At 41.0% G+C, this 12,779-nt stretch carries 15 protein-coding genes; 3 read left to right on the forward strand and 12 right to left on the reverse strand.

What is annotated here, in order from left to right; genetic code table 11:
* Positions 1–88: 88 nt before the first annotated feature.
* From IPH70_03780 to IPH70_03805, 6 genes are all read right to left on the reverse strand, one after another.
* Positions 89–952, reverse strand: a complete 864-nt coding sequence (locus IPH70_03780; protein ID QQR63602.1) for a DnaJ domain-containing protein — start codon at positions 950–952, stop codon at positions 89–91.
* Positions 953–1,031: 79 nt separating this feature from the next.
* Positions 1,032–2,936 (reverse strand): molecular chaperone DnaK, encoded by a 1,905-nt coding sequence (dnaK, locus tag IPH70_03785; protein QQR63603.1) that lies wholly within the window; start codon positions 2,934–2,936, stop codon positions 1,032–1,034.
* A 121-nt stretch (positions 2,937–3,057) separates the two neighbouring features.
* Positions 3,058–3,132 carry a hypothetical protein gene (locus IPH70_03790; protein QQR64424.1) on the reverse strand — a complete coding sequence of 25 codons (75 nt, stop codon included), beginning with the start codon at positions 3,130–3,132 and terminating at the stop codon, positions 3,058–3,060.
* Between the two features lie 11 nt (positions 3,133–3,143).
* Entirely contained in the window at positions 3,144–3,554 is a 411-nt protein-coding gene (gene grpE / locus IPH70_03795) for a nucleotide exchange factor GrpE (GenBank protein QQR63604.1), read from the reverse strand.
* 2 nt (positions 3,555–3,556) lie between these two features.
* Positions 3,557–4,294 (reverse strand): hypothetical protein, encoded by a 738-nt coding sequence (locus IPH70_03800; protein ID QQR63605.1) that lies wholly within the window; start codon positions 4,292–4,294, stop codon positions 3,557–3,559.
* Between the two features lie 137 nt (positions 4,295–4,431).
* Positions 4,432–4,950 carry a hypothetical protein gene (locus tag IPH70_03805; GenBank protein QQR63606.1) on the reverse strand — a complete coding sequence of 173 codons (519 nt, stop codon included), beginning with the start codon at positions 4,948–4,950 and terminating at the stop codon, positions 4,432–4,434.
* 35 nt (positions 4,951–4,985) lie between these two features.
* Between IPH70_03805 and IPH70_03810 the strand changes: the two genes are divergently transcribed.
* Positions 4,986–5,813: a deoxyribonuclease IV gene (locus tag IPH70_03810; protein QQR63607.1), complete on the forward strand. Its 828-nt coding sequence runs from the start codon at positions 4,986–4,988 to the stop codon at positions 5,811–5,813.
* Complete coding sequence (locus IPH70_03815; GenBank protein QQR63608.1) at positions 5,810–6,334, forward strand: NUDIX hydrolase; 525 nt, start codon at positions 5,810–5,812, stop codon at positions 6,332–6,334. Before IPH70_03810 ends, IPH70_03815 begins: the two co-directional genes overlap by 4 nt.
* 14 nt (positions 6,335–6,348) lie before the next feature.
* Here the strand turns inward: IPH70_03815 and IPH70_03820 are convergent, their stop codons facing one another.
* Positions 6,349–6,756 carry a hypothetical protein gene (locus IPH70_03820; protein QQR63609.1) on the reverse strand — a complete coding sequence of 136 codons (408 nt, stop codon included), beginning with the start codon at positions 6,754–6,756 and terminating at the stop codon, positions 6,349–6,351.
* 26 nt (positions 6,757–6,782) lie between these two features.
* Between IPH70_03820 and IPH70_03825 the strand changes: the two genes are divergently transcribed.
* Positions 6,783–8,120: a CCA tRNA nucleotidyltransferase gene (locus tag IPH70_03825; protein QQR63610.1), complete on the forward strand. Its 1,338-nt coding sequence runs from the start codon at positions 6,783–6,785 to the stop codon at positions 8,118–8,120.
* Here IPH70_03825 and IPH70_03830 read toward each other — a convergent pair.
* From IPH70_03830 to IPH70_03850, 5 genes are all read right to left on the reverse strand, one after another.
* The gene (locus tag IPH70_03830) at positions 8,103–8,726 is read right to left on the reverse strand and encodes an MBL fold metallo-hydrolase (GenBank protein QQR63611.1); all 624 of its coding nucleotides are present in this window, start codon (positions 8,724–8,726) and stop codon (positions 8,103–8,105) included. The genes IPH70_03825 and IPH70_03830 overlap by 18 nt on opposite strands.
* Entirely contained in the window at positions 8,723–9,586 is an 864-nt protein-coding gene (gene secF, locus IPH70_03835; protein ID QQR63612.1) for a protein translocase subunit SecF, read from the reverse strand. Before secF ends, IPH70_03830 begins: the two co-directional genes overlap by 4 nt.
* On the reverse strand, positions 9,583–10,950 hold the full coding sequence (secD, locus tag IPH70_03840) for a protein translocase subunit SecD (protein QQR63613.1): 1,368 nt from the start codon (positions 10,948–10,950) through the stop codon (positions 9,583–9,585). The genes secF and secD overlap by 4 nt, the downstream gene beginning before the upstream one ends.
* Before the next feature lie 9 nt (positions 10,951–10,959).
* Positions 10,960–11,535, reverse strand: a complete 576-nt coding sequence (locus tag IPH70_03845; protein ID QQR63614.1) for a hypothetical protein — start codon at positions 11,533–11,535, stop codon at positions 10,960–10,962.
* Between the two features lie 734 nt (positions 11,536–12,269).
* The gene (locus IPH70_03850; protein QQR64425.1) at positions 12,270–12,731 is read right to left on the reverse strand and encodes a DUF3048 domain-containing protein; all 462 of its coding nucleotides are present in this window, start codon (positions 12,729–12,731) and stop codon (positions 12,270–12,272) included.
* Positions 12,732–12,779: the final 48 nt, after the last annotated feature.

Here is a 12,779-nt window from a genome sequence, read left to right on the forward strand (position 1 = left end):
ATTTATTTAGTAATTTTTATTTTTGTAATTTGTATTAAATTTCTATTTTTTAAATAATTAATAAAAATTAAAAATTATTAATTAAGAATTAATCAAGTTCTCGTTGTAATTCTTCTAATATTTTCTTTGCCTTACCCGAAATTTTATCCGGAACCTTGATTTTCATTATCACGTATAGATTTCCTTTTTGTGTGCTGTTTGGGTATTGAACTCCTTCTCCTTTCAATCTTACTAAAGTGCCTGAGATTGTTCCTTTTCGAACTTTAAGAGTTACTTTACCATCAAGCGTTTCAACCTCGACCGTTCCTCCAAGAACTGCCGTAGGATAGGATAGATTTTTTTCGGTGTAAAGATCTTGACCTTCTCTTCTGAAGACAGCATCTGGCATAACCGCTACCAGTAAATCAAATTCATTAAATCTAATCCTATTCCCGTCGTTTACACCTGCTGGAACTTTAACACTTCTTCTTTTACCATCAATAGACACTTCTTTCTCTATTCCATGAACAGCTTCCCGGAAGGTCAGCTTAATGCTATAGACCGGACGCCTTGCTCTTCTTTGTCCTCCACCAAAACCAAAAAATTGTTCAAAAATTTCGAAAGGATCCGATCCACCAAACTGTGAAGGATCGAATCCTCCAAATGGATTTCCACCGGTCGAACTGTACGAGTAGCTGAATGGACCTTGTTGATAACCTTGTCCTCCCGCTTGATTTGCAGCAGAACCGAATCCTCCTCGTTCAAAACCCTCATGACCTACTTGATCGTAGGTAGACTTTTTTTTTGGATCTGACAAAACCTCATAAGCCTTGTTTATTTCCTTAAATTTGTCAGTTGCACCGGTAGCCTTATTACGGTCAGGATGCCACTTAAGAGCTAGCTTGCGGTAAGCTGATTTAATTTCGGCCGCTGAGGCTGATTTACCTACACCCAGTACGCTATAAAAATCCATATGTTATTTTTCAAAAATAAATAACGTCCCGACCTACGTCGGGACGCGATTTGTAATAAAGGTCGAAATTACTTAATTATCAGTTGACCACTTCGCCTTCTTCAGCCTTCTTCTCATCGGCTTTTACGGACTCGTCGGTCGCATGATCGTCGAGTTTTTCCTCGCCATCCTGCTTAGCCTCTTCGGTCTGAGCTTGGCTATAGGCCTGCTGTCCAATCTTCATCATGGACTCATTCAGGTTCTTACTTTTCTCCTCAATCTCTTGAGAATCTCCCTTTTCTAGAACCTCTTTGAGTTCTTTAACTTTGGACTCTACCTCATCCTTCACATCCTGAGGTAGTTTATCGCCTGCGTCCTTTACCGATTTCTCGGCTACATAGACAAGGTTTTCTCCCTTGTTCTTCGATTCGATACGGTCCTTCTCTTTCTGATCTTCCTCAGCGTGTGCCTCTGCATCGGTTTTCATCTTCTCAACTTCGTCTTTGGTAAGACCGGTTGATCCGGTTATCTTAATGCTCTGGGTTTTTCCGGAAGCTTTATCCTTTGCAGTGACATGCAAAATTCCATTCGCATCGATGTCGAAGGTTACCTCAATCTGAGGCACTCCTCGTGGTGCTGGTGGAATTCCGTCAAGTGCAAATCTGCCAAGTGACTTGTTGTCCTTTGCAAGAGGCCTCTCACCCTGCAAGATATGAATCTCAACCTGCGTCTGATTATCGGCAGCAGTTGAAAACACCTCTGATTTTGAGGATGGAATAGTGGTGTTTCTGGTAATTAATGGGGTCGTTACTCCACCCAAGGTCTCAAGACCCAAGGTTAGCGGAGTTACGTCTAGAAGAACAACATCTTTGGTCTCGCCAGTTAGTACCCCTGCCTGAATTGCTGCTCCAACGGCAACGACTTCATCAGGATTTACCGACTTGTTTGGCTCTTTTCCAAAGAACTCCTTTACCTGTTCGGTAATCTTTGGCATACGAGTCATTCCTCCAACCATTACCACCTCATTGACCGACTTCACATCTATCTTTGCATCCTTAAGAGCAGCTTTTACTGGTCCTAAAGTCTTAGCGATTAACCCTTCTACGAGCGACTCAAGTTTAGCTCTCGTCAACTTCATTACAAGGTGTAATGGTTGTCCATCTTTCACGGTTACGAATGGCAAATTGATCTCTGCCTCTAGCGATGAGGAGAGTTCAATCTTAGCCTTTTCCGCTGCGTCACGTAGTCTTTGAAGAGCTTGTGGATCTTTTCTCAGATCGATTCCATTCTCTTTGTTAAACTCGTCTGCAAGATGATTTAAGATTACCTGATCAAAATCATCTCCACCAAGATGCGTATCGCCATTGGTAGCTTTTACCTCGAAGACTCCGTCCCCTAACTCGAGGATAGTGATATCAAAGGTTCCTCCACCTAAGTCGTATACCGCAATTGTTTGAGCTTGTTTCTTATCGAGCCCGTATGCAAGAGCTGCTGCAGTTGGCTCGTTGATAATTCTCACGACCTCAAGTCCTGCAACTTCTCCAGCCTGCTTCGTTGCCTGTCTTTGTGCATCATCAAAGTAAGCTGGCACCGTAATAACTGCTTTTTCAACTTTTTCACCAAGATATGCCTCTGCATCCTCTTTGATCTTTTTCAAGGTCATGGCAGAAATTTCCTGTGGAGTAAATGTTTTCCCGTTAACTTCGATCACAGCCATACCATCTCGTCCAGACTTGATTGCATAAGGCAACCATTTAAGATCTCGACTTACGGATTCATCAGTGAAACGATGACCCATCAATCTTTTGACGGAAAAGATGGTGTTCTTTGGATTGATAACGATCTGGCGCTTAGCCACATCTCCAACCACTCTCTTGATCGGATCAACAACCGATGGAACGGTGTTTCTTCCTTCCTTAGAATGAATAACCTTTGGCTTGCCGCCTTCCATAACAGCGACACATGAGTTTGTTGTACCGAGATCGATACCTAGTATTTTAGACATAATATTTTAATAAATTTATAAAATTTCTAAGTGCTCTGATTGCACTAATTTCTAACGAACTTCCAATTTCTAATATGTTGTGTCATTGTTGTTTATTTAGATTAATTAAAAATTTGGTTAATTAGGTTAATTTTTTACTCACCTTGACCTGTGCGGGTCTTACAATCTGACCATTGAATTTGTACCCATTTCGCATTACCTCAACAACTATATTGTCCTCTCTCCCTCAACGAGATCGATTGCTTCCGCTACATGAATATCATACTCTTTATTTAGCACATCGATTTTTTTTAATCCTTCTTTTTCAAGAAGTTCAAGAAACGACGTTTTTACTATTTCAAGACCTTTATCTTTTACAAATACCTCTGCCTGCTCCAAATTATCTAAAAACGGAAGTATTCGTAAAATAAAGTTCTGGACTGCACGCCTTCCAAGTTCTTGTCGCTCATCTGCTACCCTTTTTTCCAAATTGTGATAGTCGGCTAAAGCTCTTAGTAACTTATTTTTATATTCGTCACGTTCAACTTCCAGAACTGATTTGGCTTCTTCAACCTCACCTAATTCTGTATCGAGTTGATCCATAACGTCGTGTGCTTTTTGTTTCATTTTTGGTTTCATAATTATCCTTTATCGTTAATAATGCTTTCGATTAAATGTGCAAAATATTTAACCTGTGGAGTGACCGATTCATAGTACATTCGTTTGGGTCCTAAAACTCCGATAAATCCCTTCATTTTCTCTGTATTAATATCGCCCAGAATACTCGCGCAGGTTTCATAAACCGGATCGCTAAAGTCATCCTCACCTAACATGATATACACTTCATCCTGATCCGATTGAACCTTTGTTAAGATCTTTCCCCAGTACTGTAGTTCGTCTAACTTCTTAAATAACGCTCGAGAAACATCTAGGTTGAAAAACTCTGGAATACTTAATAAATTTCCAACTCCCGCATAGTACACTTCACCGGTGCTTGTAACTGCGATTGAAAGTAATCCGGTTTTTTGTGCAAGAACCTTTGTAGCGTGGGATAACATTTTTTGGTCGTCAGCTCGCTCATCCCAAATTCCATTCTTATATGCTACTTCTTCTCCCGTGGAAAGATCCTTTTCTTTCATTAAGTGCTTTATGTAAAACCGAAATCCCTTTGCAGAAGGTATTCTTCCTGAAGAGAAATAATCTTTTTTTATGTACCCTTTCTTAGCCAACTCAACCATCTCGCTTCTGATGGTAGCCGGAGACACGCCTAGTTTATACTTCTTCTCAAGAATTTCAGATCCCACAGCAAGTCCGCTTTCGGTATACTCACGAATCAAGGCTCGAAGCACATCTGTTTGTCTGTTTGTTAGGTCATCCATATTTATATCCTTGGCTAAAAGGCTTGTCCAGAGCGTTAGCCGAAGGGTTAGCAATAGTATAGTAACTCTGCTAAAAGATGTCAACCCCGATTTTATCGAGAGTTGATTCTCAAAATAGTCGGCATCAAGAAATGAACCTATTTCACATGTGAAATAGGGGGTTTTGCAGCGACCAAGTATCGATTTTCTGTAGCAGGACAGGGGGAAATCACTTCAAGTCTTGGATCTTCTGCAAGAAACTTACCGTATAGATGTATTGCATCCTCGCTTAAAGCATTCTCTCTATCCGAATACCACCGCTTAACAAATCCTCTCGCTACTAATTCCCCTATCGTTCGACCCACTAATCTAGGGATATGCGTAGCATAAGGTAGATTTTTAGTGAAATTGTGAGAACGAACAGCTCGAAACTCAATACCTTTATCTCTTCGGTTTTTTTGTAATTCTCCTCGAACCTCTGCTAAGAATTCGCCATTCTTACTTACTGTAAAAGCCCCAAAAGGAGGAATATTTGGAAACCGCTCATCATCCTTTACTGTTAATCTAACACTGAGTCGTTCAAGGTTTGAGTTAGCTTCTTGATTGAATTCAAATAGTACCCGATCATCTGTTTTTTCTATGTCGATGGGGTGAATATCTCCAGCTGGATTTTCCATTACGAACTATTATATCAACTGGGTATAATAAACCCATGTATCGAATTGGAGCACATGTATCTATAGCAGGAGGACACATAAAAGGTATAGACAGAGCTCTGGAGATTGGGTGTAATGCAGTTCAGATCTTCTGCGCTTCACCTCGAGGATGGAACTTTGCCAAGATTCCAGACAGCGACGCTGATGCCTTCTCGAAGTTCGCGATAAAACAAGATGTAACCCCAATTTATTTTCACGCCTCTTATCTCATTAACCTTGCGGACACCGGACGAATTGGAACGCTTTCCAAGCAACTCCTTACTCACGAACTCAAGATTGCATCGTCAATGGGGGTAAGGGGAAGCATCGTTCATCTCGGGTCATATAAAGATAATGGAAAGAATCACAAACATCTTTGCGATCACATCTCGATGATTCTTGAGAAGGCGCCATCTGACGTTGAGTTCATTATCGAAAATGCCGGAAACAGAAAGATAGGAAAAGACATAGAAGAGATTGCTGAAATTATTGAGGAGGTAAAGGATAAGCGTCTTAAAGTCTGCTTAGATACTTGTCACCTCCATGCAGCGGGATACGATCTGAGTACCGAGAAATCCTACGAAGACTTTATTACCGTATTTGATGACAAAATCGGACTGGACAGACTTTCGGTTTGGCATCTCAACGACAGTCGAGATCCGTTTGGCTCACTTAGAGATCGTCATGACAATCTTGGAGAAGGTCTTGTGGGAATGGATGTATTTAAGCATCTTCTGAACCACCCCAAGACCAAACATATTCCCGTCATTCTCGAGGTTCCTGGTTTTAAGGGTGAGGGTCCGGATAAGCAGAACGTTGATATTGTAAAGTCACTTATCGTATGACCTCTCCGATCGTCCTCGCCTTTGAAGATGCGAAGAAGAATATTGCTCTCGAAGCAGAAACGATCAAAGCCTTTCAAAACCGACTGAAGAAAAACACGACCTATCTCAAGTCAGATGGCGTTGCCGATCATTTTTGTGTGGGCGTTCTCGTGGTAAATAAAAAACAGAAGAAGATGTTTGTTGGTCACCACATAAAGTCTGATCATTGGATGGGAGCGGGAGGCCACATGGAAAAGGGAGAATCTCCGCTTGATACCGTAATTAGAGAATGTAAAGAAGAATTAGGCCTCGAGGTTATTGATGCCACCATGTTTGATCTTACTCATTTCGATGATGTAAACAGATCCGACTGTATGCAGCACTATGATTTTTTCTATCGAGTGGAGTTAGAAACACTTCCTAACCTTACCGCCGACAAAGGAGAGTTTCATGAGGCTGGATGGTATTCCTTCGACGAAGTACTTAACAAAAAACTTTTACCAAAGTACCGAGCATCTCTCGTAAAAGTTTTTGAGATGTAGATGAGCTTCCGCTATTAGTCTTCATACCTATCGTGATATGCCTTCTTATCTCCATACTCTATGTAGCCTTGATGATCTACGAGCTCTATATACCCAGGGAAGCTTTTATGTTTTATTCCGCACCAGTACTTCTCTGTTTCAAGACCTATCGCTGTGGCGTAGTGAAAGAAGCCATTAGCGTAACTGCAATAAAGACAGGAGAGTTTTTCGATGGTGGTAATATACGAAAGTTGCGCCCGATCAAACACTATATAATTGTTACGTTTCACTAGCGCTATGCCACAAAGCGGAAAACATATATGGTGGTAGATCTCTAGAATTATATCGGTGAAGACTATAGGAACGAGTGGAAGCCAAATAAAAGGAATAACTACGATCCGAGAAAGAATATCGACAAGTCTCTTGTGTTTTTTATATAGCATTAAGGTTCCTCTAGTATAATGAAGCAATGATTCAACTACCAGCAGAGATTCACGCATTTATGGATATCTTTATCAATAAGGGATATCGTATTTATGTTGTAGGTGGAGCAGTTCGCAATCTTCTTCTTGGAATGGATGTTATTAACTGGGACTTCACCACCAACGCGAAGCCTGAAGAACTTAAAGAACTATTTCCAGATAGTTTTTATAACAATACATTCGGAACTGTGGGTATAAAGTTTGAAGGTCATGTGCTTGAGGTGACCACTCATCGAAAGGAAAGCGACTACTCTGACGCTCGTCATCCTGACACGATTGAATGGGCTGAAACGATTGAGGAGGACCTAGCTCGTCGTGATTTTACAATAAATGCAATAGCCCTTCACTATATTGATAGTAAACCGGTCTTGGTCGATCCTTACAATGGACAAGAAGATCTTAAGCAAAAACGTATAGTAACCGTTGGAGATCCAGATACTAGATTTGCTGAGGATGCACTTCGATTGATGCGAGCGGTTAGACTTACGGCTGAACTTGGTTTTCTCCTTGATGAAAAGACGAGAGATTCAATGAGAAATAATGCCACTCTAATCAATAAAGTTTCCGGTGAAAGAATACGAGATGAGCTTCTTAGGATAATTTCATCGAATAATCCTGCTGAGGGCGTTCTCTTCTTACGAAGCACGGGAATCTTAGAACAGATACTCCCCGAGCTTGATGCATGTTTCACTATAGAACAGAAGAGTCCCAAACGTCATCATATCTATGATGTTGGTACTCATTTAGTAATGTCTCTTAAGCACTGTCCATCAAAAGACCCTGTTACCAGACTGGCTACTCTACTACATGACATCGGAAAGGTTCAGACTTACAATAAAGATGAGACAGGACTCATTACCTTCCACAATCATGAGGTTGTTGGCGACAAACTTGTGCAAAAAATTGCTGACCGACTAAAGCTTTCCAATAAACAGAAAGAAAAGCTGGTCCTTCTTGTGAAACATCATCAGTTCACTGTCCAAGAAGATCAAACCGATAAGGCGATACGAAGATTTATTCGTGACGTTACTAAAGAATATCTTCAGGACATGCTCGACCTACGTACAGGAGATCGTATTGGTTCAGGTGCCACGCCAACTTCATGGAGACTCGATCTTTTCAAAAAACGTCTTGAGGAAGTTCAGAAACACGTATTTTCAATTACAGATCTAAAAATTGATGGAAATGACGTGATGAAACAACTCAATCTAAAACCAGGAAAACAGATTGGAGAAATTCTCAGTAAGTTATTTACCGAAATTGAGGAAGGAAGACTAAAAAATGAAAAGGAAGCTCTTCTCTCCGAGTTAAAAAAGATTGCCTAATTTCTTTTCTTCCTCACCGAGCGTTGTCGGATCTCCATGACCGGGATACACCAGCGTCTCCTCAGGAAACTCTTTAATTAAATGTTTAATTGAAGAGTATAGCTCTTGCTTGTTTGAGTACGAGAAATCGTAGCGACCGATTCCATCTTTGAAAAGAGTATCGCCTGTGAATAAAGTCCCTTCTTCTTCAATATAAATACATACACTCCCTGGAGTGTGGCCGGGAGTCTCCAAAATTTGAAATTTGAAGTTTAAAATTTGAAATTGCCCACCTTTTAAATCTATCGTGTCTGAGATGGGGATTACTACGGGAGCATGACCGAGAAAGTACTTTGCCGTCTCCTCTACTCGATCTAGTAAAAATCGATCTTTAGACGATATATATACGGGCACATTCAGAGACATCTTGAGTTCCCCAATCGCCATCACGTGATCAAAGTGTCCATGCGTCGCAATAATCGCCTTTACTTGAAGATTGTTTCGAGACATTTCTTCAAGAATAAAGTCTGCAGAGTCTCCCGGATCTATAATCACGCAGTCTTTATCCTGAATCAAAAAGTAGCAGTTCGCCTGAAGCTCCCCTAACGGATATGTAAGAATTTTCATTTACGTTTTCGTTTTTCTAGCAATACGAGCACTGGGGTCGCAATAAAGGGCGATGAGTAGGTACCGGTAACGGTTCCTATGAGAAGAGCGATGATAAAAAATCGTATCGTTGATCCACCAAATAAGATGAGTGCAAGAAGCATGAACATTATGGTCATCGAGTTGTTCACTGATCTAATAAGTGTCTCGGTGAGCGCTCTGTTTGCGCTAATCTGAGCATCCTCAACCTTCGATCTTCGATACTCGCGTATCTTATCAAAAATGATAATTGTGTCGTGAACCGAAAACGACATCGTTGTAAGCAACGCTGTGACAAATAGCGTGTTTAGCTCTGCTCCATAAAAATGAGAGATGATAGAGTAACCACCTGCCATGACTAATAGGTCATGAGCAAGTGCAACTATTGCGGCAACTGCAAAGTTAAAGCTCTTGAAGGCGAAGGTCATATAAAGCAGAATTCCTAGTATCGCAACCGATGCAGCGATTAAGGTTTTATTAATCGTTTCCTTGCCGAGAGTCGCACCTACCGTCTCCGATCGAAGTACGGTGACCGAACTCTTTGATGCTTTTTTTACCTGCTCTAATACCACCTTTTCATCTGTGACGCTCAACGGAGCGAAGCGCATCGATACTTTATTACCCGTCTGTTCTTGTGAGATTGTCTTAATCTTTTTAGTCTCGAGTAAGTCACTTAAAATCTTCATGTTAGTCTGAGAGCCGGTTTGGTACTCAATTATTGTTCCCCCACTGAAGTCGATTGATGTTCGGTATCCATAGGTAAACATCGAGATCAGTCCCGATATAATCACAATCGCTGAAATGCCAAAATAGATAAAACGAAACTTGAAAAAATTAATCATACCTTTGGCTGCACCTGCGCTTTGTAAAAAATATTAATAAGTCTCTTCGTGATTACGACACCCGTAAACAAGCTCACTACCACACCAATGGCAAGAGTAAGAGCAAACCCTTTAATCAAGCCGAGCTGTGGGAAAAACTCCCAGTTGAGTGGATTGTATAAAATGAATGCCACGAGTAGTGTAGTAATGTTTGCATCTTTGATTGCATCAATAGCTCTTCCAAATCCAAGCTGTATCGAGGCGAAATGACTTCGTCCCTTACGCTTTTCCTCCTTTATTCTTTCGAAGATGAGAATGTTTGAATCTACGGCCATACCGATTGAGAGTATAAATCCAGCAATGCCAGAAAGAGTCAAGGTAACCGAGAAAAGTCTAAAAAACGCATATGATATGAGTCCATAAATAATAAGACCGGCACAAGCAATCAACCCGAGTCCCCCATAGTTAAGTATCATAAACAGCGCAACGGCCACCAACCCTATCCCTCCCGCAACTATACTTTTTTGAATCTCTTGGGCACCAAGTGATGGTCCAATGGTTCTCTGCTCGATTAGCTTAATTGGAACAGGCAACGCACCAGAGTTTATAGCCATCGCAAGTTGTCTCGTTTGATCAACATTATATTGGGTTGTGATAACCGCGTTTCCGTCAAGAATCGGTTGCTGTACTGTTGGTGCTACAAGGACCTGATCGTCGAGAAAAATTCCAATTGGTTTACCAATATTTTTTGAGGTTAGATCGGCAAATATTTTCACGCCTTTTGGAGAGAATGAAAGAGAGACCTGGGGTTTACCTGTATTTTGATCAAACGTAACCGTTGCCCTTTTAATATCCCCTCCCTTTAATTTAGACTCAGGGCTGAAATATATTCTACCTGCGGTTTCTGTTCCTGCATTTGGAATTTTTAGTTGAAGCTCTTCTCGAAAGTTAAGGTTTGCAGTTCGGCCAATGGTCGCCACAGCTTGAGCCGTATCCTTAATACCCGGAAGCTCGACGATAATTCGGTGTTTGTCTCCTGCCTTTATAGTTTGTACAAGCGGTTCAGATGCTCCAAAAAAATTAATTCTTCTTTCGATAATGTCTTTACTGGAGTTAAGGGCGTCCTGAATATCTGATGACAGTAATTTGGATGTGTCGGTTTCAAAAACAAGATGGCTTCCGCCTTTTAGATCAAGACCGTACTTGGTTGTAAAGTCCTTCTTGATCCTTAAACCGTAGATATTCGTATTTATAGATAATGGATTAATCGTGGTGTCTAGGGTTCTACTTCCAAGAGTAAGGTGAATGCGATAGTTCTCAGGGAGATCTATCCATACAAGAAGTATGAAAAGACAGGTTAGCGCGACATACCAAAGATATTTCATCTGTAAACGCTATTTTAACAGCTCATCCTCTGAGCCGACAAGCATTACTTTTGGCTGTCGAAGGAATCTCCATAAAAAAGGATCTGTATTTCTCTTACGAAATGTGAACTCATCCTCATTCATTACAGTAAAATTTATCTCTCTACCAAAGGTCTTTTCAGCCTCAGAAATTAGAAGCTCAATCTCCGGTACTACAATCAATCCAACAAAAATAACATAAACCTCATCCTCCTTAATTGGGAGTCTCTTTGAGTATTTAAGCGAAAGCGCGATAAACTTAACGCGTCCTAGTTTAGGAAGTGTGTGCATAATTGCTTGAGCAAATGGATCGCTTTTTGTAAAGATGCGAAGGAACTCATCGTAGAACTCGTACTGCTTGTTTAAGGCGAAGAATACCTTGTTTAGTCTTTTTTCTTTTGTCACCAACTTTTCCTCTACAAGGATATCAAACTCACGTTTCACTGCGTTGACCTCCTCGTCGATCTCTCTTACTACGCGACGAAGGTAGTAGTTTTCAGTTGGATTATGAAACAATAACTGAAGAACCTTTATTCGCGTCCGCGAAGGAATAATGTGTCTTAACATACATACTTATCTAGTTATCAGCTATCAGCGGTCAGAAATCAGAAACTGAAGTCTGAAAACTGACGACTCGATTTTAATACTTAACGACATTTCCGGTTGGAAGAATCTCTACAAATACCTGACCTCTGACCAGCATTATCTCTACTCCTGAGTTATCATAAAATCTCATCATATCCTCCTCGGTTGGCTTCTTCCATGAGATCTTCGTTGCCTTACCGTTATTAAACATTGTTCCTGTACCACTACCAACAATGTCGTATAATAAGTGGCCACCTTCATAGCCATCATTTGCCGATCTCTCATCCGCAAACACAACAACTAAGTTCTTGGATTTGATTGCCTTATTTGTTATCTTATCAAGATGTGGCGTACCTCCATTTGATCTTGAGTAAGTATTTGTTACAGGATCATAACTCCATACTACTGAGTAGTTATCTGCATCAAACTTGGACCAGAAACCGAAGCTGATCTTACCAGCAGCTCCTCGATCTGAGGTCTTTGCCTCATCGGCGAACTTCCAGGGTTTCCAACCCTTGTCCCACGCAACGCCATCATCATCCTTGGCTCCAAGCTTTCGATTCTTCTGAGCATACTCCCATAATTTCTGTGTTGATGAATACATTGTGTGTTCGGTAGCTCGGTCTGGTAATCGCTCATAGTCACGGTAATAATATGGGAACGGGACGGCAAACTGATTCAGGTCATTGTACCCATCCCATCCAATGTCTCGAATCTCACCTAGTGCATCTGCTGGTCCTGCCGTGTTCGCGCCACCAACATGCGCATAAAGAGGTGTTTCCGTATCCTTGTAATAACTTAAGAAAGTAAATTCTTGCTGATCTAACTGGTCCAATTGGCTTAGCATCCTGACAGTAAAACATAGCTAAAAATCGGGTGATGCCACCTTCAGCAACTGCCTCGTACACAACGTCTGCTTTTGAGAGTCCTGACTGAGGTCTTGCCTCAATATGATTTTCGATAGCTACTCCCAAAGGCCTTCTTGATTCCCAAAGCTGTTTTCTTGCCTTTGAGAAAAGCTCTCCGTTTAATGGACATTCCTCTGTCTTTGGAGCTGTATCAACAACCTCTTCTTCGCCAGCAGCATTTTTTATCGTGGTAAGAGGAGCATTGCTTGAGTCCTTACCAAAACCACTTGAGAAATAAAAATACGAAATGGATCCGACAACTAAGAACATTATGATTGATAGAAAAATACTGTGTTTTGTTGGCATATGAAATTACAT

The sequence above is a fragment of the Candidatus Roizmanbacteria bacterium genome (assembly GCA_016699265.1).
GTDB lineage: Bacteria > Patescibacteriota > Microgenomatia > UBA1406 > GWC2-37-13 > CAZLQR01.

Bases quoted from the DNA above. Each gene is read 5' to 3' on its own strand.
- secD (QQR63613.1), bottom strand. From the start codon at position 10,950: ATGAAATATCTTTGGTATGTCGCGCTAACCTGTCTTTTCATACTTCTT.
- IPH70_03780 (QQR63602.1), bottom strand. From the start codon at position 952: ATGGATTTTTATAGCGTACTGGGTGTAGGTAAATCAGCCTCAGCGGCC.
- dnaK (QQR63603.1), bottom strand. From the start codon at position 2,936: ATGTCTAAAATACTAGGTATCGATCTCGGTACAACAAACTCATGTGTC.
- grpE (QQR63604.1), bottom strand. From the start codon at position 3,554: ATGAAACCAAAAATGAAACAAAAAGCACACGACGTTATGGATCAACTC.
- IPH70_03830 (QQR63611.1), bottom strand. From the start codon at position 8,726: ATGAAAATTCTTACATATCCGTTAGGGGAGCTTCAGGCGAACTGCTAC.
- secF (QQR63612.1), bottom strand. From the start codon at position 9,586: ATGATTAATTTTTTCAAGTTTCGTTTTATCTATTTTGGCATTTCAGCG.
- IPH70_03820 (QQR63609.1), bottom strand. From the start codon at position 6,756: ATGCTATATAAAAAACACAAGAGACTTGTCGATATTCTTTCTCGGATC.
- IPH70_03850 (QQR64425.1), bottom strand. From the start codon at position 12,731: ATGTTCTTAGTTGTCGGATCCATTTCGTATTTTTATTTCTCAAGTGGT.
- IPH70_03805 (QQR63606.1), bottom strand. From the start codon at position 4,950: ATGGAAAATCCAGCTGGAGATATTCACCCCATCGACATAGAAAAAACA.
- IPH70_03815 (QQR63608.1), top strand. From the start codon at position 5,810: ATGACCTCTCCGATCGTCCTCGCCTTTGAAGATGCGAAGAAGAATATT.
- IPH70_03825 (QQR63610.1), top strand. From the start codon at position 6,783: ATGATTCAACTACCAGCAGAGATTCACGCATTTATGGATATCTTTATC.
- IPH70_03800 (QQR63605.1), bottom strand. From the start codon at position 4,294: ATGGATGACCTAACAAACAGACAAACAGATGTGCTTCGAGCCTTGATT.
- IPH70_03810 (QQR63607.1), top strand. From the start codon at position 4,986: ATGTATCGAATTGGAGCACATGTATCTATAGCAGGAGGACACATAAAA.
- IPH70_03845 (QQR63614.1), bottom strand. From the start codon at position 11,535: ATGTTAAGACACATTATTCCTTCGCGGACGCGAATAAAGGTTCTTCAG.